Here is a 19,876-nt window from a genome sequence, read left to right as displayed (position 1 = left end):
TAATCACTCCTGTTTTATTTTGATGTGTTTCCGAAGATAGCGGCGAGCTGATCTTCCCCGGCTTGTCCGCCAGTACCTCCCCCAGCTCCGCCTACCTTGAAGCCTGGCTGCTGCTGTTGCTCCGTCTTAAAGAGAAATGCCTTAGACTCCTGCAGCGTCTTCAGCTGCTCATCCAAACCGACGATCTTATCTCCATCGATCACAAGCTTGTCCTTTTCAAACAGGCCGGCCACAAGTGCCTCATCGTGGACCTTGCCATTCAGTGCTGACTTGATCGCGCTGGTGAGTGTGATGTCCTTCAGCTCGGCTTCGTATTTTTCCTTAGCCGTCTTGTTCTCAGCCTGCAGCGTCTCGATCTGCTTTTTCAGATCCTCCGACAAGCCGGCTGTCTTGCCCAGCTCCTCAATCTGCTTGTCTCGATCGGCTACGTCCTTCTCAGCCTTCTTCTTGGCCTCGTTGAGCTCATCGAAGCGAGCTTTTGGAATAAAGCCTTTCAATTCCTCTGCAGATGCAGCAGCCGCTTTCGTAGCCTGCTCCTCCGTCAATCCCAGTGCGATAAATTCCTCTTTTGTCATATATGGTCCATCCTTTCATCTTCACTTTTTATCCCGGTCGTGTCCGGTGATGTCTTTATCTTTAACGTCTGCAATACCAAAAAGACGGCTTTACAAATGGGAGAATCATTTACGTTTGCGACCTAGAAGACTCAGAATTACTAACGTAAAACAAATGATTAAGGTAATCAGTACTCCATCAGACATGTGATGCACATCCTTTCAGGCATAATAAAAGCACCCCCGCAAATACGAGAGTGCTTTACTCAATAACTTCTATGCTTTTGATTTCATTTTCGTACAATTCATAAGCATACCCTGCGCCAGGCTCTGTGACGATTCCTATACTCGCGATTTCTGGATCATTGTCCAAAGGCTGGGTATAATCAGTACAATTGCCTACGAACACTCGGCCTTCGTCTGTTACAACTCGAACCCGCTTACCTGCATATTCCCATAAATTCAAATTGCATCACCTCTGCTTTCGATACGGAACAATATGCGTTCCCTTTTTGCCATAGTGGATCGTAAATCCATCTGGTACAAGCTCTTCAGATGTATTCTGATCAATATATACGCCAAATTGTTCATCTGTTACGATGATCTCTTTGTTATTCCATTCACCACGTTGAGTTAAGCGAATCTCACCTGTACCGGCATAACGGTTGACGAGCTCCTGCGCCTCATCCGCGGATATGGTCAAATAGCTCTTGCCTTCGATGTAATTATTATGCCCTTTGATATGCTTGCCCTGGTGGCCCATATGAAGGTGTTTCGGCTGCTGATCGGACCGGATGTGCTGCCTTATTTCCTCAATCTTGGCATTTACTTCGGCATTTTTCAAGCGCTCTTTGCGTTCGCTCGTTGAAACTTCGCCGTCGATCCGTTCACGCCGCCGATCGCGTCGGAGCTGCGTATTTTCTGCAAGATGAGCCTTAAGCTTCTCCTGCCATTCCAATACCTTTGCGCCATACTTAGCCTGGTTCGCCTCGTCGATCGATCCGACTTCCAAGCGCTTGTATCGCCTGATCATCCGCTCCATGTATCGCTGCTGTTGTTCAGCCCGATAATTCACCTTGGCTGTCTCCTCATTCACGGGGGCCGGAAGTTGCGTGATGCCCGGAAAATACGTAGCCAAGGTATGCCGGCAATTCGGATGGAATGCGCCTTCTCGCATCGCCTCTGACAGCAAAGTATAACTGGTTTCCTTTGCCAGCTGCTGGGCCTGCTCTTTTGATATGGACGTGTATACGTCATCGATCATCACGGTCCCTTGGAAGGGGAGACACAGATTCGAGCAATTGGCGTGTGTACTCATTACTACGGTGTATATGCCCCACTCGTCGCGCTTTTTGCCCTCACCTAAAAATGTCGCCCGCTGCGAAGCCGTCCGGAGTGCCATTTCGGCATATGCCGGAATCGTTATCCGCCGGCCATTCGAAAAGGTGATCACGTCCAGCCCACGCTCTAGGAAATCCTTCGTCGCCTTATCGATAGCCTGGTCAAGTGTCAGCGCTCCGCTGGCCATATGCGCCTCAGCTTTGAAAATAACCTGCCGATACACATCGTCCATCTTGCGCAGGACAGCTTCTCCGCCTTTCTTCATATCGCCCTTGACGCTTTCCTGTAGAGCCTTGAGCTTTTTGTCATTCATTCCGAAAAATTCTGCATCAGGTGGCGCCTTCGGAAGCTCACTATGAGGCTTGGGCTGCACAGGAAGCGGCCTATCCATATCCGGTATCGGTTTAGATGGATTCGCCGGCTGAGATCTTGGCGACCGTTTAGGCTTTGTTGGGTCGATGATGTCTCTAAAATCCGGGGGAAAATCAATCTCGCCTGTCAACTTGACGGCCTTTTCCGCTACGATCTCGACGCCTTCCTCGCCAAATTTGAAGCTCTGCTGCAAAACCTCTTCAACTACCTGATCAGCGGCTTTTCCCGCGTCAGCAATGATCTCCTTATTCTTCTTCCGGAACCATTTTAGGTTACGAAGTTTGGCGAGCTGCCACTGGTCAAACTTAAAGCCGACCCGCTCCTCCTCTTCCTCGTGGCGGGAAAGGTTGCGCTTCATGCTGGCAATCAGGTTCAGCGTCATCTCCTCGAAGATATCGCGGAGGCTGTATGGATCCTTATCGGCCATTAGCCATCACCGCCTGCAGGTTCGTCATCCTCTCCTGGTGGCGGGTCCTTTTCACCAGTCTGCGGCTCGTCCATGGACGTCATGCCCTGTTCTTCTTTTAGGCGCTTAACCTCCTCGGCTTTCTCCTCATCGGTCCAGGTATCACCGTATAGTTCGTCGACAGCCCGCTCGACGGACATGATACCGTAGGTCCGAGCCTTACCGACCGTCTCCACAACAGCATCAAAGGACGGGGAAGCGTATTCCCCGAAGGCCACACTGGCTTCATATTCGCCGGCTGCTCTACCCTTCATCGTGTCAAACACCTTCATGACGGTGACGACCAAAGCCGGAATAACTTCATTCAGTCGCTCGATGATCTTGCCCCGGGTGTACAGCGTTGCCTTTTCCTTCTCCCGCTGTGCCTCGGCGTTGTCCGTCTTTTTTAGGTCGATGCCGAGCGTGGCCGGGCTGATGATCCCCTGCAGGCACATATCGATAGCGGACGAATAGGAATTGACAAACGCCTCATACAAGATCTGCGGCTGAACCATATCGATTTGGCCCTTGGCATCCTCTGCCATGACGCTGCCGATCTTGATAAACTGGTTGTCAAACGGGTTCGGCCTCATCGGCACGCCATTTTTCGGATTCTTCGGAATCAGATCCTCAGGAATATACTTCTGCACCCGCCCCGCACGGATCGCGTCGATCCACTGGCTGATCACCTCGTCGAGAGCGTCAAAGCTGTCCGCCTTGCTGTCGAATATTGATTTGCCGCGGCCCTTCCATTTCTTACTGCGGAAGAACATGAGAGGCAGCGCCATAATAAAGTCGCCATCAAACGTTACTTCCGGGGCCAGCTCAGCCGTATCCGGAATCGTGGACAGCAGCACCTCTTTGCCGTCAGCGTTGAGCAGGCGGCACCGAATATACCCGCGGCCGAATGTCTCTTCGAGCCGGTAGTCCTTATCCTTGAAGCGGTAATCCGTATAGAAAATGACTTCCTGCAGCCGGCCACGTTCCCGCTTGTAATCAACCTGGTCGCCGCTGTAAAACTCGATGATCGGGTATTCCGTCACGTCCGGATCAACCGTGATTTTGAACGCCCCGTCTCCGGTGACCAGAGCCTCCGTGATGCTATCCCCTAAGAGCTCATCAAAGTCGTTGTCCTCGGCGATCTCTCCCCAAAGCTCCGTTTGCTGATCATTGCCAAGGTCGATGCCGTCAAGATCCGCGATTACAATGTCGGCCAGGCGCTCGACGATCATTGCCGGCAGCCCCGAGTGAATCTTGCGAATGGACAGATCCTCCGAAGGTACAGCCGCCCAAAAGCGGGACTTGCCAACACTATCCATTGCCGATTGCTTATAAAACTGATCCAGCTCTGACGGATCCCCACGATACCACAACCGATTGCGCAGCACGTTCGTTCTATACGAAAACGGCTCCGTGATCGTGATGATTTGATTTTCTGGAGCTGGGTTAATCCTCAGCATCTTTATGACCATGTTCTTAAACCACCCCATTTCTATACCTCCAGTCTTCGTTTGAACGGCTGCACGGCGTACTCGCTGCTATCCAAGCAGTCGACCGGGTAGCTGCCGTCATCCGTCCGGACCCATTCGCCTTTCTGGCGTTCATCTTCGTCCCAGGTCGCATTCTCCAGTGCTTCGATCCACGGCTTAAGATGCTGCATAACCTTATACCGGCCTTGGTTGATCAGGATGTTCGTCAGCCGGATCCGGTCCACAATGCCCTCTTTCTTGTAAGCCGCCACAACCGGAATATTGATCCCCCGGCGCCGTAGTTCGTTGGCAAGAGCCTGCCGGAAGAGTTTATCGGCCGACTCCGCAAAGATATGAGCGGACGCAAAAAAAGCAGGGTACGTTTTACCCCACTCCTCGATCTTGTCGACGATCTCCTTGGCGTATCGGTCATGTGTATAGCCGCTCTCCTTGCCCTGCTTATGGTAATAACCATCAAGCAGAATGACGTCTTTGTATTGCAGCGTGAAGCCCGTCAGCGTTGCGACCGTGGCGTCCGTGCCGCCGATATCGATTCCGATCGAAAACTCCAGGAACCGCTTGTCTCTTACTTGGTCCCGGGTGACGATAACCTCTTTGCTTACGTACCCGGTATAAATCCGCCCCGTGGCTGCCGTCCGCTTTCCTTTGATGTCAGCCTGATACCATAGACTCGACTTGTCGTATGTCTGCAGCACAGCCATCAAGCGATCGTTTGGAATGGACAAGTTGTCGAACAGGGTGAAATGCTCGTAATTATAGCCAGGGTTCTCCCCGCGGGCCTTAAGCTCGTCCTGGTAATCAAGTACATCCCGGTAAAACCAATGCGCCGGCGGCTTGGGGTTCAAGTCAAAAAACAGCTGCCGCTTGCTCGATGCCAGCGTCCGGTCGAATACCTCTTGGACGAATGACTGATGGCACTCATTGACCTCGGTAATATATACCGTGCCGTAAGAATTACCCTTAATCCGCGCCGCGTCGTTTGCCTTCCCGCCGCCCGCGATGATGACGATCTTCTCGCCGGTCTTGGTCTGAATGTATAGCGCATCCCGATTCTTGTACTCGCCTTCTCGGCAGCGCCCCGCAAATAGATGCTGGAGGCCGAAGCCGTTCGAGTCGATCGCGTTCATCTTGGCCGCTGCGAGCGATACGCCCGCAACCAGGTGCAGCTTGTCCGGATGGATCTCCAAACACATGGCATAGGCGATCAGGTTAATGATGTTCTTACCAGCGCGCTTGCCTCCCTCAGCTACGTTTAGCCAGGAGTCCACGCTGCGGCGTATATAATCGGCCTGCTTGGCCGTTAATGGCGCATACTCAATCATCGTCAATCACCCTTGCTGGCGCCGGATTGTTGATCAGATCCGCCAGCGCGGTGATCTGCGCATTCGGATCGATGCCATCTTTGTTAGGCACCTTGGCTTTAAGCACTTCGATACGGGCTTTCTGTTCTTCGGTTGCCAGCTCCGTTTTCAGCAGCTCGTCATACTGCTTGATCAGGCCCTGCAGCGTCGTCATGGCCCGGCTCTGCGCCTGGAGGAAGTTCGCTTGCTTATCCCAAGCCTGCTGCACTTCCCATCGCTCTCCGATGACATTGCCGTCCTTTTCCTCGATCTTTTCGACCGTTTTGTCGTCACGATCCCGGACGTACATAATTTGCTGGGCCCGGATGATCGCCGTGTACTGAATCATGATGTTGTCCCAAACGATGTCTAGCGGGGAGCGGGTTTGCAGCTGCTCCATGATCTCCAGCGATTCCGCCGGCAGGTACTTACTGAAGAAGCCATGCTTCTCGGCGTTTTTATTTCCCTTGGGAGCAGCACCGCCGCGGTTGCCCTTAGCGTACTGGTTGCCCGGTGGGGCCCCTCCTTTTTTTGTGCGCACACTCTTTTGTTTGTGTGCACCCTTTTTCCGGTCCCAGCCATAACGCTGTTTCCAGCTCTTTACGGTATTCAGGGAAACGCCGTATTTCTCGGCGATCTCTTTATATTTCATGCCGGCCATGTAATCCTGCTCGGCCAAAACGTAGGACTCAGCCATTACATAAATCACCACCACCTGCTAATGTGTTTGTTTTGCTGGAAATTAAAAAAGTGCCTTAGACGGCACTTCTTCGATTTTTTGCGTATTCGGTTAAAAAGTAATCCCCGGTGATATCGTCTTGAAGTACAAGGCCCTGTTCTTTTAAACCAAAGAGGACTCGACGAGTCGATTCATGATAAATTCCAGATCTTAAACTAATTCCACTACTTGATAAACCTACGGGACCGGCCCTCTTCAAAACATTGAGAATCGAATTTGTAGGGGATATCTTACTGTATGGAAACATATCGTTGGCTAATTCGGAATTAATCTTCTTTGCATCTTCTAGTTTACTTTCTATCTCGTTAATTTTATTCTTAAGTTCCTGTAAGTGTTGCTCATCTGGTTTGTTTGAAGGAAAAGATTCAGCTATTGTTTTTGTTTCCTCAACAATTTGTACAACGTCACTTAATGCACTGTTTTTAGCATTTATAATGTTTGCAAAATTCTGTTCATTTGAAAAATCGCCAGGAGCATATAAAACTTCGTGTCTATAAGCCAGCACTAAGAAAAATAGACTAATTAGCAGGACAGGCAGCAACATTACAAACCAAACAAATATCTTTTGAATTTCAAGTGGTAAGCCTATTAGAACGGCAGTTCCCGCTGTTTCAGCAAGTCCAGCGAAAATAGCTATCACTGTAAGTGGATTCTGAATTTTAGAGTTTTTCATCAGTAGGACCTCCCCTACTGAGATAGTAAACTATTTTCCATATTTCAACAATATCCTTACAACCTCAAAATACTAATATTAATACAGAATTCAATATCATTAAAAATACCGGCACCCAAAGGCACCGGCAAGTACGGAGAAAAAAAGTATGATAATCCGAATGGCAGGACTCGAACCTGCGACCACTTGCTCCCAAGGCAAGTGTGCTACCACTGCACTACATCCGGAAGTTTTTCCCCCGGTGGATTTGAACCACCGATGGTATGCCCATTCTGTTCGTGAGCCGGAATCGAACCGGCGCAGTACCATCCCGTAGGGGGATTTGATATAAGGCGGCCCTTTGTCCGCCTACGCCACCTCCAATCGAATATATATCAACTACATATTGATCGGAGGCATCATATTGAGAGACGGCCGCCTAACAGCACGGTGGAACCATCGGCAGCCGGCTCTATACACTTTCGGTACACTATCATTTTAACAGGGGTTGACTTTAAAAACAAGAACATATGTTTGTTGTTTTCCGGTCAATTTTTGGTCAATTTACTGTCATTATCGCGCAAGCATTGTATACTCCCGTTCAGCTGCTCGGATTCGGCGCCTGACCGTGCTTTCAGACAGCTCAAGTTTTTCTGTAAGCTCCTTAAGCCCCATACCCTCTACATATATCCATCTCAGCAGCGTAGCAGCGTAGGGCTTGTAATCCTCAAGTTTCTCAAGAATGAAGTCCACTCGCTGAATGTCTGCCTGTAGATCCTGCAGCTCAGCCAACCTCTCCAGGATCTCGTCGATATCATCCCGAACTTCATACCCACGGGCCGCGATGATCTTCTGGAACTTCCCTCGCAGCTCCCGCAGCAGCTTACCGTCTTCCGCGTCTGCGCCCTGTACCGGTATGGCCGCCTTCTGCGCCCGGATCCCGGAAGGATAACGCTCTAAGTATGCATGCGCCGTTTGCTCCAGCTTCTGCTCGTATGGGGAAAGATACATGTAGCTCGGCAGCCCCCGCAGCCGCCGGTGCAGCTCTTGCAGCTGATCGTCCTCATTCAGGCGCGAGACTGTGATGCCGGCGCCGACGCTGTGCGTAGATAGCACCTTGATACGGGCCAGCTTTTGCCGGTACCCCCTCAGCTGGTCGATTACCTGTTGCTCGTCATTTTCTTTTGCCATCAGCTCTCACCTCACATTTGTGTTTAGGAAAATAAGATAATCTATACCGTTTACGGCACTCGACACAAACCTTGAACCGTAAATTATATGGCCTACGATTTTTACTCATTGTCTTCATCCTTTGATCCTTTCAATCCGAGCTTTAACTGCCTCCATCAAAGCATCCTGCCCGGCTGCCTTACGTTCCAAGGCAGAAACTGCATCCTCGTCCATTGTTCCCTCTGCCACCAGGCGTATGACGATGATATTATGACGGACACCCTGCCGGTGAACCCGCGCGTTTGCCTGCTGATCCTCCTCAAGGCTCCATATCTGATCGAACCATACCACTGTCCGGCAGCTTGATTCTTGAAGGTTGAGGCCATGGCCGGCAGACTTCGGATGGAGAAGCAGAAGCGGGATCTCGTCATTATTCCAAGCCCGAATATCCTCATTCCCGTCTTTGCCCTTCCGTAGGATTCGCGCTTGCGGGAATCGCTCTTGGATCCGGGACAAGCTGTGCTTGAAGTTGTAAAACACCATGACCGGCTTGCCGTTGGCTGCCTCGATCACGTCCTCCAAGGCATCCAGCTTGGCGTCATGGATCAACTTGACCCCATTTTCCTCGTCATAAACGGCACCGCTGGCCATCTGCAGCAGCTTATTGCTCAGCACAGCAGCCGTGCTGGCGACAACATCCGCGTCCATGAAGGGAAGCAGCAGCTCCTTCTCCAACTTCTTGTATTGCTCCCGGGCTTTTGGGTTTAAAGATACTGGGATTGTCCGATCAATCCGTTCCGGAAGCTCCAGCCAATCCTCGGCCTTCATGCTGACGGCAATGTCGCTGATCGCCTCGTATACCCGTTCCTCGGCTTCCTTCTTGGCTTTCCACTCGTACACGACATGTCCACTTCGGGCGCCAGGATTAAAGTATTTGTCCCGAAACCCAGTTATGGTTTTGCCCAGGCGTTCGCCCTGGTCGATCAGATACATCGGCGCCCAAAGATCCATAAGGCTGTTCGGGGCTGGCGTGCCGGTTAGACCAACCACTCTTTTGATCATTGGCCGGATCCGGCGCAGTGCCCGGAAACGTTTGGCCTGCGGATTCTTAAAGCTGCTCAGCTCGTCGATTACCACTGTATCAAAAGGCCATTTGCTTCCGTACTCGCTGACAAGCCATTCCACGTTCTCCCGGTTGATAACGTAAATATCGGCTTCAGCTTTCAATGCCTTCCGGCGTGCAGCTGCGCTCCCTAAAACCTTGCTGATCCGAAGGTGCTGCAGATGATCCCATTTCTCAATTTCCCTTGCCCAGGTATCCTCTGCAACGCGAAGTGGCGCGATCACTAGCACACGACTTGCCTCAAAGTAGTCGTTTAGCAGAAGATCCATTGCCGTTAGCGTGCTGACGGTTTTGCTAACCCAAGCCCATCTCCAGCAGTAGAGCTATATACGGGGTATCCAGGATCCGCTGGGTTGCATACTCCTGGTATTGGTGCGGGATGAACTTCATTTGGCATCACCTCTATTCTTCATAGCATGCCATGCAGCATGCTCACTTTGTGATGAAAACACAGTTAAATTATCCGGACTAGAATTACGCTTATTTTCGTTTTTATGATGAACTACCTCGCCAGGTTTCAGCTTACGACCAAGCTTGATTTCAGCAATAACTCGATGTATGTGCCTACCAAACAACTTTGGGTAAGATTTCCCTTTACCTGTATTAAGGCGGGCTTTACGAAGCTTCAGCCGGGTCTCGTATGTCATCCGTGTCGGATTTAACTCTGCGTTCATCTTTTTCAAATTACAGCTTCGATTGCAAAAATGCCTTGAAGCTTCAAGCGTTCTTGCATATGCTGGTCGCTCTATAGGCGTCCCGCAATAAGCGCACTCTGTTACCAGAACCTTTTTTCGACCTCGTTTCTCGATTCTCACCAGCTTCTCACCTCGTTAATGAACCGGTCGATATCCTCATTCGAATCAAGTTTGTAATGGCGATGTCCCAGTTTAAGCAGCTTCCTCTTCCAGTATTCCTGCAGCGGCGCCAGCGACTTCCCTGGTGCCTTCATCTCGACAAAAACCGTTTGGCCATCTGGCAGAAGTACAATCCGGTCTGGCACACCCCGTTGACCGGGGCTGACCCACTTTGGGGCAAGACCGCCGATCCGCTCGACTTCCCGGACCAGTCGTCGTTCCAGTGTAGATTCTCTCATGTGTAGTTCCCCCTCTCGCGGTGTAACAGAATCACATCACGCGCACGCGTACTGCGATTTTTCGCGTTTAACTTATATTTCACTATCACTATTCCTAGTTAATTTACTTTTTATCTATTTAATTAGAATTTACTGTTACAACTGATACAAACATCATAAAGCCTTGATATTGTAGGGTTTAAGCTGTATCAGTAATTGAATTTTTGCTGATACGTCATTGTTACAATTGATACTTTAAATGTATCAGTGTATCAGTAAGGGTTTTGGTACTGATACACCCTACTGATACACTAAACAATTCGATCAAATACCGTTTGAAGCCCATACCCTGGTACGCGAACACGGCCTTTACGTTCTTTCCAGCCTGGGATGCGGCGCAAAATATCGCAAAGCTCCTTGGCTTCCCACGGTTTCATGTCGCCTCTTCGCTTACCCAAGCATTCCGTCCATATCTGGGCCGCACACACACGCTGCCGTGTCTGCCCTGTCGGACGATCCAACTCATCGAGTTCCTCGGAATCAAGCCATTCTTGAATAAGCCCCTCCCGCGGATCGCTCTCCATATGTGCCGCTTGTTGGCGCTCTGCCTCTGTGCGGGCTTCGTGATCAAGTTCCAAGGTTTCCCCCGCCTTGAACCAGCTTAAAACCTCGGCCCAAATTTGGCTTACCTCGTCATCGGTTAACTCGTCCCAATGACTTTTTGCAGCTCGCTCCGGAAAAACCTCGATCGGCCAAAAGCGGCGGTTCCCGGTCGCGTCTCGAAGGAAATCGCGGGTATTGGTTGTCCCGAAAAAGACACACTTCCGCGGGAACTCCGACACCTGGCGATCATAAGCGACCCGGTATCTGTCTTCGGTCTTGGACAAGAACGCCTTTACCTCCTCGACCTCGGTCTTTTTCATGGCTGACAGCTCGCCGATCTCAAAGATCCACCCACTTTGCAAATGCTCGCCAGCTTCCTTGTTCTCAAACGTCCGCAATGAGTCCGAGAACCACTCCCGGCCAAGCTTAGCTAGCAAGGAACTCTTCCCGGCGCCCTGCGGGCCAACCAGGACCAGCATCTGGTCAAACTTACACCCCGGGCGGTATAGCCGAGTAATTGCCGCAAGAAGCATTTTCCGTGTCGCCTGCCGGGCGTAATGTGTGTCCGCTGCCCCCAGGTAATCAATAAATAACCGCTCCGCCCGCGGCGTACCGTCCCATTGTGCGCTTTCGACATATGCCTTGATCGGATGGAACGTGTTACGGTGAACGACTTCCGTAAATGCGTTCTGGATCGTCTTGGCAGAGCTGATCCCGTGGACTTTAGCAAACCAGTGCTGCAGCCGCTTGTCGTCAGCTCCCAGCCATGGTTCATATGACCGACCAGGACGCTCCGGCGGCCGCCAAGGTAACGGGCGCCGAATAACCTCCGTGTTTCCAAACGCATCATAAGCCAGAACGCCCCGCCAGATGCCATGCATTAAAAATAACTCCACATTGCCGGCAGTCGGCAGCGGCAGCCCGGTTTTGTGATGCAGCTCGAGTTTTGTTTCCCAATCTTCTTCCTCCGGATCCTCATCATCGTCGTCAAATTCATCGGCCATTTCGGCAAAGTCTGCCTGCCGTTCAGCGAGAGCAAGCTTTTTTACTTCCGGCCTCTGCGCCGCCCATTGCTCCATAGCCAGATGGCTCGGCTTCTTTGCATCCGGCGTATGATCCTTTACCTGCTCATCGAGATGGCCGAATTTGTGGACCCGGACAAGGTCAAACAGGTTATAAGTGCGGCCGTCTGCCACCGGATCGCTGTCCTGATGCGAATAAGCAAGGTCTTGATCGGGGTAAATCTCCAGACCGTTTCCGCTGGTCCCCCGGGTATATGTGTATCGGTTCGGCATCGATCCGGGGACATAAACGTCGGACAAAAAGCTATCGATTCCTTCTTCGATCGTAAACGCTCGGCAGAATAGACCGATTGTGCCGAATTTCTCCCGCGGATCCTGTGCCCTCTTTGCGGCCAACTGCGCCGGCGATTTTGCCTCTGGATGACGTGGCCACGACATCACGTCGCGCCAATCGTCATATTCTTCAAGCAGCCGGTCTACGCTGAGCGGATCGCCGTCATAAACCTCCAGTACCGGCTCGGCGTCCTTGCTGCAGCTTGGGAGATACATTAACCGATGGACGTCAAACGTCGTTTTATCGAAATACTGCATACCGATCTGCTCGGCCAGCTTGCGGCTCACGGCCGCGTATTCGTCGGGGCTCATATTCCGGTCGGCCGGAACAATCAGGCGGTATTTCGGCTTCTTTGGCCGGTGGCTGTGCGTGGAGTAGACGGCGTACGCCGTCCCTCCCAGCACCAGCTCGGCGGAGAATAAGAATTCCTCATCCCCGCGGTCAATATCGAGTGTGACCAGGCTCCGGCTGTCGACATTCTCCTTCTTCCGCCGCCCCGTGCGGATAAGCCCGCCGACAAAAGCCGGACCGTCTTTCACCTTACCGCGCGCGGTATTGTTCATGGCATCGTATTGGGCCATGGTCTCCGCTGTACGCCGGACCTTCCGCAGCCGATCGACGAACTCTTCCCAGGTCAAATATTCAGTTTTCCAGTTCGTATCGGCCCGGTGCTTGCCGAATGAAATGTCCAGTTCCTGCATGGTTTCACCTCAATCTTGCAAAAATATGTTCTAGTAAAATCGATGCTCTGAGATATCCTAGTAATGGTATAATATTCCTAGTCCTTATAAACTAGGAGGTCATTATGACAGAAGAAAAAAAGTTACTAACCGTTGGACTTGTCATGCCAATTGCGCCAATCGATGGATGTTCAGCGGAGCATTGGCTTGATGTAAAAAGAATCATCTCAGAATCACTTGCCAGCATTCCGAATTATCAAACCAGCTCGAAAATTGTAAGCGAAGGGGATAGTACTGGACTCATTCACAAACGCATAGTAGAGGGCCTCTATGCCTCGGACATTGTAATTTGTGATGTCAGTTGTAAGAACCCAAACGTTATGTTTGAATTAGGCATGCGATTGGCTTTTGATAAACCAACAGTAATTATTAAGGATGATCAGACAGGCTATTCGTTTGATACCGGGGTTATAGAACACCTCCAATATCCGAGAGATCTTAGATATAAAGACATTGTTGATTTTAAGGAACAGCTTGCCGAAAAGGTTAAAGCTACTTATGAGGAATCAATGAATGACCCTTCTCATTCCCCATTCCTCAAGAGCTTTGGCACCTTTAAAGTTGCCAAGATAAACGAAACTATTGTCCCCTCTGAACAATTAATAATTGAATCTTTAAACGATTTACAGAATGATATAAGCATGATTAAAACGGTACTCAATTCCAAGTTCAAGTTACCAGCTAATAATCAATCAAATTCAAACAATTTGAACAAGCTTGTAACTAAATCATTAAAATCTTTCATGGACAGTTACGCGTTAACTCATGGGAAAAATCCCCTACCCCCAATAGCTCTGAATGATTTGGTTGACTTTGTCCACACAGATCTATCGAAACAAGGTATTGCTGTTAGTAAGGATAGGGTTGAGCGCATCGTTGACGGAATTGTAGATGATAATAATTTAGAGTACAGAGAATGATGAATGACATTAGTCTTTTTTGTAAAAATCAGTTTCATAGGCATCTGCCCGCAACAGCAACCCTGGCGCCCAATCGATCGGTTGCCCCATGATCGTGGTAATCTCATCCATGGAGTCACGTTCTTGGGGCTCATCAACAATCACCTCATCATGGACGTGCATTCTAGTTTGAAATCCGGCAGCGTCCAGGCGCAGCATGCTGACCGCCAAACAATCCCGGCTGATCGCCTGGACGATGTTCTCGACTAGCTTTGGACCGTAAGTGTCAATCTTGCCCCAAGTCTTCTTGGTTTGGTCCACGCCGTCATACACCAGTGCCGGCTTATCAAACTTCCCGTCCACGATCCGTGGGTTAACGTAAGATAGGCGGCGACCGGACGGTAGTCGAATGAACAGATAGCCGTCCTCACAGGTGAAAATCAAACCATACTGCAGCTTCACAGGTCTTCGTTCTTTAACGGCCGTCATAGCCGCCCGGTCTACATCCCACCACAGCTGTGTAATCTTTGGGTTTGCAGCTCGCCAAGTCTTTACAAGTGACGGTAGCTCCTCTTCGGACAGGCCCATTTTAAGGGCACCCATCGCCTCCAGGGCTCCGACGCTGCCACCGTAACCTAGCGCCAATTCCGCGATTTTTCCTTTCTGTCGCAGCTCCTTTGTGATCTCATCCAAGGAAAGATGAAACATTTGAGCCGCAGAGGCTTCGTATATCTTGCCGTGGGTCGCGAATACATTCAGGCGCCACTTCTCTCCGGCAAGCCAGGCAATCACCCGGGCCTCGATCGCGGAGAAATCGGCCACGATGAAACGGCATCCTTCGGAAGGGATGAACGCCGTCCGGATCAATTGAGATAAGACGAAAGGTGGCGGGCCGAACAGCATTTCCAGAAACTCGTAATCTCCAGCCAAAAGCAGATCCCGCGCAAGCTCCAGATCATTCAGTTTGTTCTGTGGCAGATTCTGCACCTGCACCAGGCGTCCTGCCCAGCGCCCTGTCCGGTTCGCCCCGTAGAACTGCAGGAGGCCACGGACCCGGTCGTCCTGGCAACGGGCACGCTTCATGGCTTCGTACTTTTTGACTGATGTTTTCGCCAGCTGCTGCCGGAGCTTCAGCACTTCCCGTGCCCGATCGCTCTTGACCTCCTCGATCAGGACCGGAATCGTATCTTTCGTCAGTCCATCGATCTGAAAGCCTTCCTCTTCTTCGAGCCAGGCTTTCAGCTGCGGCGGACTATTCGGGTTATCCAGTCCGGTGAGCTCCTTCGCCTCCTGGATGGTCCGTTCCTTAAAGGCGTTGTCGCATTCGATAGCCCGATCCGCCAGCTCAGGGAGGATCCGGATCCCGTTATCGTTGATCTTTTGATCCAGCGTCCACAGCTGCTGCTCAAATTCAGATATTTGGTATTTCTCAAGTTTCTTACGAACCGCCCGTTCAGCCTCCACGTCCTGACGGTTGTATTCTTTATATTGCTGCCATTTCTCCGGGTCGTGGTATGGCAGATTCCGAGTCCGGCCACCGTTTGCTTTTGTTGGCTTACACGGAACGGAGAAATATTTGATTAGAGCTTTACCTGCACTGTCCTTCTGCTGTTCTACCTTGAGCACCTTGGCCGCTCCGTCGAGATCCCCGGGCAAGCCCATAGTCAAGGCATGAACGCTGGAACAACGCCATAGCTCAGGCGGCATTGGACAGCGCAAATACTTTGCCAGCGCCGTTCGTTCAAAATTAGCATTGAAAGCTGTTTTGATAACGTCCATTTTCAAGGCTTTGATTACGTCTTTGGGGATTGCCTCAAAATCCATAAGGTCGATAACCGTCACCGGGTCTTCATCAAATGCGAAACCGAATAAAAGGATTTCGAAGTCTGGCGCCTCGACGTATGGATAAACGCCTGATTTCTTGATGTCCACACTGCTAAAGGTTTCAAGGTCTATTTGGAGAAGCGTCATTCTTTCCGCCCGCCATATCTCCGATCTAAGGCCTCAATGAAAGAAATTGCCACCGCAGCTACCTGCACGGCCTCTTCTCGCATATTTTGATAGCCACCCTTTTTCCGTGCTTCAGGCCCGTTATCAAAATGAGTTTCGTTTACTGCCTGGCAAAGCTCACCGAATTCCTCACCAAGAATCCCCATCCACGTCATCGGTTCGTGATCCTGCTGTCCCCATTTTTCCTCCTGACGCTGACGTTCCTTAACCACACTCTCCCATGGATTCATTTACATTTCCTCCAATTCTCAAAGTTTTGAGGTAAAGAAAAGGGGCCCCATGCGGAAACCCCTCTGAGCTGTAAAGGAAATTAGTTCAAGAAATCATCGTCATCTTCAAAGTCGTCGGTATCGAAATCTTCTTCAGCAAAATCATCGTTCAGGCTGCTGCGGCCACCCAGGAAGTCACCGTCTTGTACCTTGACGATGTTATTCAGCCCCGCAGCAACGCCACGGTTCCCCTTCGCATCGAACGGATAAAAGTTCAAGCTGACCTTTGCGTAGCAACCGGAGTAAACTTCCGTAGTGTCCGTAATTTCTTGGAATTTCGTTTTTCCGGTAGAAGGGTCTTTGCCGATCGGCTTCGCAATCCCCGGCTTGTTCTTGCTCGTTGCATTAAGGAAATAGTGACCGGCATATGCCTCATCGTCTGGACGTTCCTCGTCCCCGTCCCTTAGTGGAGTCTTGCAGTTCGCCGGGATCTTGCCGCCCCATTTGCTTTTGCCGAGTTCCTTGGCGGCATCGACGGCAGCTTTGATTTTACGGAGCGTCTCCTTATCTGATTTTGGAATCAAGATCGCCGTGCTGTACTTTTCATCTCCGCCGTCAATGGATTGCGGTTCGAAAACGTGTGTGTAAGAGAGACGTACCTTTCCCGTGATTACTTTGGTTGCTTGGTTATCGATTGCCATGTATTCATTTCTCCTTTTATTTGAATTAATTTTTCCTACCGACCATGCGCCGGAAGTCATCCGGTCCACATGATAATCAGCGATTTCGCCCATGACTACACCTCGAATTCTGCATTTGCAAAGTCCTGCTCAACGCTGTTTAGCTCCGGCCGCTTATCTGTTTCTGGTACCAAAACCGGCTTGCCCGGGGGCTTCACGATCAGGCCTTCCAGAAGTGTGGCCAGTTCCTTCTTACCGACGATTTTCTCCAGCTCTCCGAGTGGAAGAAGGCTCATCCGGAGAAACTTCGTAACCCCGGCGCTACCGAGACGCCGACCAGCTTCATTCTCATCGGTAATCTTGCGGTTGCTCCGTCCCTCCACTAACTTCCAGTGCGGTATTTTGTTACCGGTCTTCGCCTGCTCAAAGGCATAATCCTGAACATCCTTCGCCCATGTCTGCAGCTGCTCGGCGACAAAAAGGATTGATCCGATCTCCTCGGGCGACATAAGCGCCGGATCCCTGAACTCATGCTCCAGCGCTTTCATGTTTTCGTCTGCCCGTGCACGGCAGCTTCCTTTCACCTTGCACCAGCGGCAATGGTCCCCGGCTTTGAATTCGCCCTCCCCGGCATCCGCCAGGGCCGCCGCCGGCTTCACGACAGTTTCGGCCCACTCAATGAGCTCGCCCAGTGGCAATGTATCCGTGCTGACGCTGTCGAGACGAGGCTGCACAATCGTCATAATCACTTCGTTGATCGAGTAAAGATAATTCCAATTTGACCAGGCACCAAGGCCGTACAGACGGAGCTGCGGGTTTCCGATCGCGCTTACCGGGACGCCCTTACCGTACTTGAGATCGATAATCTCAAGCACTCCGTCCGAGATCAGCACGACGTCGCCGGTACCGTAGCCGTCCGGAACCCACTCCGTAAAGTCCAACCGCTCTTCCAGAAGAATGACGGCATCGGCGGACCGTGCCTTTGCAGCCATGAAACGCTCCTCGACCACCTCTACATAGGCAGCCACAGCGTCCTCCATCTCCGGCCCGTAATACTGGTTACCTGCCTTGAAGTCAGAAATGGCTTTATCCAGCCTCTTACGCTCTGCCGAATTACAAGGCGTCAGCCGCCGACGAAGAATCAGCTCAGACAGCTCATGCGCCCCCGTCCCCTCATCGGCATACTCACTCCGTTTATCCGGAATATTCTCCTGCGCCCGGGCGCTCGGCGGGCAGTTAATCCACTGACTTGCCTTTGATGCACCGAGAAGGGCATGGGCCCGTTCAGCATGCGCCGGCTGCGTCATAGCAATTTCTCCAGTTCTGCCATAAAGGCGACCCGTGTGTCTTCAGGAACGTCGGAAATGGAAGGACTGTTGAACTTGTTAAGCAAGGCTTTGACGGCCTTCTTCCCTTCCGGGGACTTTCCGACCTCTTGAGCCTTGGCCCGGAGGTCGACAACACTTGGGATTTCGCCATCTTCCGTCAAATCGGAACCTCCAGCATCCTTTCCCTCTTCTTCTTCGTCCTGCTGCTTAACTTCTGGGTCCTCCTTCTTCGTTGCGGATGACTTCCGCTGACGCGTTTTGGGCTCCTCAACCATCGGAGTGGCCACAACTTGCCCGGAGAACGCGGCGGACAGTGTAGCAAATTCCTCAATTGCTTGAGTGGCGTTTTCGCCGTTAATCGTAATTTGTACTGGCATGTATAAGTCCTCCTATTGGAAAAATTGGTTATTTGGTAGCAGGTGACAGGGATTCTTTGATCTTGTCCGCATGCTGGCCGATTACTGTAATACAGTTCAAGCAAATAGGGCGATCGTAAAGTACCTGAAGTTCGCTTTCGACATTTCCGCATAGATAGCAACCAGGTTCGTACTTTTTAAGAACGACGCGATCGCCATCCATGAAGAACTCAAGCGGATCCCCTTCCTTGATTCCCAAGGTGTTACGAAGTTCTTTCGGTATTACAACACGACCAAGGTCATCGATGCGTCGAACTATTCCGGTAGCTTTCATATTAGATCAAGCCTCCCCCATACTCTGATTCAATTTTTGACCAGTTTCGTGCAACGGTGTTCAGGGTTTCGCGGGAACGTTCCTCCCGGTCCCTTGCTGCTTGCAGTAGTTCCAGATCACAAAGATCCGTCACTTTATCTCGAATAAGTGCGTCAATGACATCCGGACGGAGTGCATCAAGCTCCCAACACTCATAACCAAATTCGGAAATGTAGCCCGAAGCTCGGCTGTCGGATAACTTTGTAGGGTTTGGCGGCGGTGCGTATTCTTCAATCTGGTCATAGTTAAGGGCTATCCGTTCAAATTCCACCATTACGCCAAACAGTTCTAGCCGATCACAGATATCTCGGCTCATGTCTTTACCGCTCGGGTCATGGTCGCCTAAATGCAGTATGTGGATCTCCTTATTCCCGGCCATATCTTCTAACCTCTGAGCTGCTGACCACATTTCGGACTGGCTCACGTAACCACGGCAAGAGAAATATGGGATGTCCAGCTCTGCACAAACTTGCCCGACAATACCGACCAAAGCGTCCTTCTCTACCCATACCTCGACGTAATTGTCCTGATCCTCCCATTTATCATAAGCAAATGATCTGGCGGCAGAATAGATGATGGAGCCAGGGGAAGACCAGTGGCTATTTTTCTTAAGGTTTCGGGTCCGATCCTCAATTGCGGACCAATCGATCATGCCGGCCATGCGGCCATCGGATATCAGGTTGCCGAGATTCTTGTAACTTCTTTCGCTGTTCGGAATCACATCTCGGGCGACAAGCTGATAGTAGACCTGGCGAAGCGTTAACGAATAACCCATTTGCTGATATTCATCGATAATGCCGTTGACTTTTTCAATCAGTCGTAGGCTTTCGGGCCGAAAATTGATCTCCCTATAACAGATTTTCATTGCTTTCCCCTTCCGGCCAATGTTACACTGGCCTTGAACATATTTGTTTTAAGTTTGCAGCTTCCCGGGCTCCTACCCCGCGAGAAGCTGTTTTTCGTTTTCGATCCTCTCGATTTCCCCATTCAGCCAATCCAGTGCCGCCGGTAGTACGTCCGGATC

General features: G+C 50.9%; 19 protein-coding genes, 1 tRNA gene and 1 pseudogene. 1 reads left to right on the top strand and 20 read right to left on the bottom strand.

Annotation, left to right across the window (positions count from 1 at the left end; genetic code table 11):
* Positions 1 to 14: 14 nt before the first annotated feature.
* The 13 genes and pseudogenes from GQY55_RS29920 to GQY55_RS29860 all read right to left on the bottom strand — a co-directional run bounded on the left by GQY55_RS29920 (position 15) and on the right by GQY55_RS29860 (position 12,958).
* Positions 15 to 575 (bottom strand): phage scaffolding protein, encoded by a 561-nt coding sequence (locus GQY55_RS29920; protein ID WP_160045572.1) that lies wholly within the window; start codon positions 573 to 575, stop codon positions 15 to 17.
* 241 nt (positions 576 to 816) lie between these two features.
* Complete coding sequence (locus tag GQY55_RS29915) at positions 817 to 1,020, bottom strand: hypothetical protein (protein ID WP_160045571.1); 204 nt, start codon at positions 1,018 to 1,020, stop codon at positions 817 to 819.
* A gap of 6 nt (positions 1,021 to 1,026) precedes the next feature.
* On the bottom strand, positions 1,027 to 2,694 hold the full coding sequence (locus GQY55_RS29910; RefSeq protein WP_160045570.1) for a phage minor capsid protein: 1,668 nt from the start codon (positions 2,692 to 2,694) through the stop codon (positions 1,027 to 1,029).
* Positions 2,694 to 4,202, bottom strand: coding sequence for a capsid protein (locus GQY55_RS29905; protein WP_160045569.1), 1,509 nt, complete (start codon positions 4,200 to 4,202; stop codon positions 2,694 to 2,696). The genes GQY55_RS29910 and GQY55_RS29905 overlap by 1 nt, the downstream gene beginning before the upstream one ends.
* Before the next feature lie 2 nt (positions 4,203 to 4,204).
* Entirely contained in the window at positions 4,205 to 5,524 is a 1,320-nt protein-coding gene (locus GQY55_RS29900) for a PBSX family phage terminase large subunit (RefSeq protein WP_160045568.1), read from the bottom strand.
* On the bottom strand, positions 5,517 to 6,239 hold the full coding sequence (gene terS, locus GQY55_RS29895; protein WP_160045567.1) for a phage terminase small subunit: 723 nt from the start codon (positions 6,237 to 6,239) through the stop codon (positions 5,517 to 5,519). The genes GQY55_RS29900 and terS overlap by 8 nt, the downstream gene beginning before the upstream one ends.
* Positions 6,240 to 6,297: 58 nt before the next feature.
* The gene (locus GQY55_RS29890; protein ID WP_160045566.1) at positions 6,298 to 6,954 is read right to left on the bottom strand and encodes a hypothetical protein; all 657 of its coding nucleotides are present in this window, start codon (positions 6,952 to 6,954) and stop codon (positions 6,298 to 6,300) included.
* A 155-nt stretch (positions 6,955 to 7,109) separates the two neighbouring features.
* Positions 7,110 to 7,181: transfer RNA gene (locus GQY55_RS29885), tRNA-Pro, on the bottom strand.
* A gap of 325 nt (positions 7,182 to 7,506) precedes the next feature.
* Positions 7,507 to 8,124: an ECF-type sigma factor gene (locus GQY55_RS29880; protein WP_160045565.1), complete on the bottom strand. Its 618-nt coding sequence runs from the start codon at positions 8,122 to 8,124 to the stop codon at positions 7,507 to 7,509.
* A gap of 114 nt (positions 8,125 to 8,238) precedes the next feature.
* Positions 8,239 to 9,616, bottom strand: a pseudogene (locus tag GQY55_RS29875) (SNF2-related protein).
* On the bottom strand, positions 9,613 to 10,041 hold the full coding sequence (locus GQY55_RS29870; protein ID WP_201452273.1) for an HNH endonuclease: 429 nt from the start codon (positions 10,039 to 10,041) through the stop codon (positions 9,613 to 9,615). The pseudogene GQY55_RS29875 and the gene GQY55_RS29870 overlap by 4 nt, the downstream one beginning before the upstream one ends.
* Positions 10,038 to 10,319, bottom strand: a complete 282-nt coding sequence (locus GQY55_RS29865) for a VRR-NUC domain-containing protein (RefSeq protein ID WP_160045563.1) — start codon at positions 10,317 to 10,319, stop codon at positions 10,038 to 10,040. Before GQY55_RS29865 ends, GQY55_RS29870 begins: the two co-directional genes overlap by 4 nt.
* Positions 10,320 to 10,609: 290 nt before the next feature.
* Positions 10,610 to 12,958 carry a virulence-associated E family protein gene (locus GQY55_RS29860; protein WP_160045562.1) on the bottom strand — a complete coding sequence of 783 codons (2,349 nt, stop codon included), beginning with the start codon at positions 12,956 to 12,958 and terminating at the stop codon, positions 10,610 to 10,612.
* 104 nt (positions 12,959 to 13,062) lie between these two features.
* Here GQY55_RS29860 and GQY55_RS29855 point away from each other — a divergent pair, with 104 nt between their 5' ends.
* Positions 13,063 to 13,917, top strand: coding sequence for an RNA helicase (locus GQY55_RS29855; protein WP_160045561.1), 855 nt, complete (start codon positions 13,063 to 13,065; stop codon positions 13,915 to 13,917).
* 9 nt (positions 13,918 to 13,926) lie between these two features.
* Here the strand turns inward: GQY55_RS29855 and GQY55_RS29850 are convergent, their stop codons facing one another.
* From GQY55_RS29850 to GQY55_RS29820, 7 genes are all read right to left on the bottom strand, one after another.
* A complete protein-coding gene (locus GQY55_RS29850; protein ID WP_160045560.1) occupies positions 13,927 to 15,867 on the bottom strand; it encodes a DNA polymerase in 1,941 nt (646 codons plus the stop codon).
* Positions 15,864 to 16,136, bottom strand: a complete 273-nt coding sequence (locus GQY55_RS29845; protein WP_160045559.1) for a MazG-like family protein — start codon at positions 16,134 to 16,136, stop codon at positions 15,864 to 15,866. The genes GQY55_RS29850 and GQY55_RS29845 overlap by 4 nt, the downstream gene beginning before the upstream one ends.
* Before the next feature lie 80 nt (positions 16,137 to 16,216).
* Positions 16,217 to 16,816, bottom strand: a complete 600-nt coding sequence (locus tag GQY55_RS29840) for a DUF2815 family protein (RefSeq protein WP_160045581.1) — start codon at positions 16,814 to 16,816, stop codon at positions 16,217 to 16,219.
* Positions 16,817 to 16,911: 95 nt separating this feature from the next.
* On the bottom strand, positions 16,912 to 18,102 hold the full coding sequence (locus GQY55_RS29835) for a DUF2800 domain-containing protein (RefSeq protein WP_160045558.1): 1,191 nt from the start codon (positions 18,100 to 18,102) through the stop codon (positions 16,912 to 16,914).
* Entirely contained in the window at positions 18,099 to 18,500 is a 402-nt protein-coding gene (locus GQY55_RS29830; protein ID WP_160045557.1) for a hypothetical protein, read from the bottom strand. The genes GQY55_RS29835 and GQY55_RS29830 overlap by 4 nt, the downstream gene beginning before the upstream one ends.
* 28 nt (positions 18,501 to 18,528) lie before the next feature.
* On the bottom strand, positions 18,529 to 18,813 hold the full coding sequence (locus tag GQY55_RS29825; RefSeq protein WP_160045556.1) for an AbrB/MazE/SpoVT family DNA-binding domain-containing protein: 285 nt from the start codon (positions 18,811 to 18,813) through the stop codon (positions 18,529 to 18,531).
* Position 18,814: 1 nt separating this feature from the next.
* Entirely contained in the window at positions 18,815 to 19,717 is a 903-nt protein-coding gene (locus GQY55_RS29820) for a hypothetical protein (RefSeq protein WP_160045555.1), read from the bottom strand.
* Positions 19,718 to 19,876 lie beyond the last annotated feature (159 nt).

The sequence above is a fragment of the Paenibacillus sp. USDA918EY genome, assembly GCF_009870825.1.
Classification (GTDB): domain Bacteria; phylum Bacillota; class Bacilli; order Paenibacillales; family Paenibacillaceae; genus Paenibacillus_AQ; species Paenibacillus_AQ albilobatus.
The sequence above is the reverse complement of the archived record's forward strand: the minus strand, read 5'-3'. Positions and strand labels throughout refer to the sequence as shown.

Coding starts and splice junctions, on each gene's coding strand:
- GQY55_RS29920 (WP_160045572.1), bottom strand. CDS start 575: ATGACAAAAGAGGAATTTATCGCACTGGGATTGACGGAGGAGCAGGCT.
- GQY55_RS29910 (WP_160045570.1), bottom strand. CDS start 2,694: ATGGCCGATAAGGATCCATACAGCCTCCGCGATATCTTCGAGGAGATG.
- GQY55_RS29905 (WP_160045569.1), bottom strand. CDS start 4,202: ATGGGGTGGTTTAAGAACATGGTCATAAAGATGCTGAGGATTAACCCA.
- GQY55_RS29900 (WP_160045568.1), bottom strand. CDS start 5,524: ATGATTGAGTATGCGCCATTAACGGCCAAGCAGGCCGATTATATACGC.
- terS (WP_160045567.1), bottom strand. CDS start 6,239: ATGGCTGAGTCCTACGTTTTGGCCGAGCAGGATTACATGGCCGGCATG.
- GQY55_RS29890 (WP_160045566.1), bottom strand. CDS start 6,954: ATGAAAAACTCTAAAATTCAGAATCCACTTACAGTGATAGCTATTTTC.
- GQY55_RS29880 (WP_160045565.1), bottom strand. CDS start 8,124: ATGGCAAAAGAAAATGACGAGCAACAGGTAATCGACCAGCTGAGGGGG.
- GQY55_RS29865 (WP_160045563.1), bottom strand. CDS start 10,319: ATGAGAGAATCTACACTGGAACGACGACTGGTCCGGGAAGTCGAGCGG.
- GQY55_RS29860 (WP_160045562.1), bottom strand. CDS start 12,958: ATGCAGGAACTGGACATTTCATTCGGCAAGCACCGGGCCGATACGAAC.
- GQY55_RS29855 (WP_160045561.1), top strand. CDS start 13,063: ATGACAGAAGAAAAAAAGTTACTAACCGTTGGACTTGTCATGCCAATT.
- GQY55_RS29850 (WP_160045560.1), bottom strand. CDS start 15,867: ATGACGCTTCTCCAAATAGACCTTGAAACCTTTAGCAGTGTGGACATC.
- GQY55_RS29845 (WP_160045559.1), bottom strand. CDS start 16,136: ATGAATCCATGGGAGAGTGTGGTTAAGGAACGTCAGCGTCAGGAGGAA.
- GQY55_RS29840 (WP_160045581.1), bottom strand. CDS start 16,816: ATGGCAATCGATAACCAAGCAACCAAAGTAATCACGGGAAAGGTACGT.
- GQY55_RS29835 (WP_160045558.1), bottom strand. CDS start 18,102: ATGACGCAGCCGGCGCATGCTGAACGGGCCCATGCCCTTCTCGGTGCA.
- GQY55_RS29830 (WP_160045557.1), bottom strand. CDS start 18,500: ATGCCAGTACAAATTACGATTAACGGCGAAAACGCCACTCAAGCAATT.
- GQY55_RS29825 (WP_160045556.1), bottom strand. CDS start 18,813: ATGAAAGCTACCGGAATAGTTCGACGCATCGATGACCTTGGTCGTGTT.
- GQY55_RS29820 (WP_160045555.1), bottom strand. CDS start 19,717: ATGAAAATCTGTTATAGGGAGATCAATTTTCGGCCCGAAAGCCTACGA.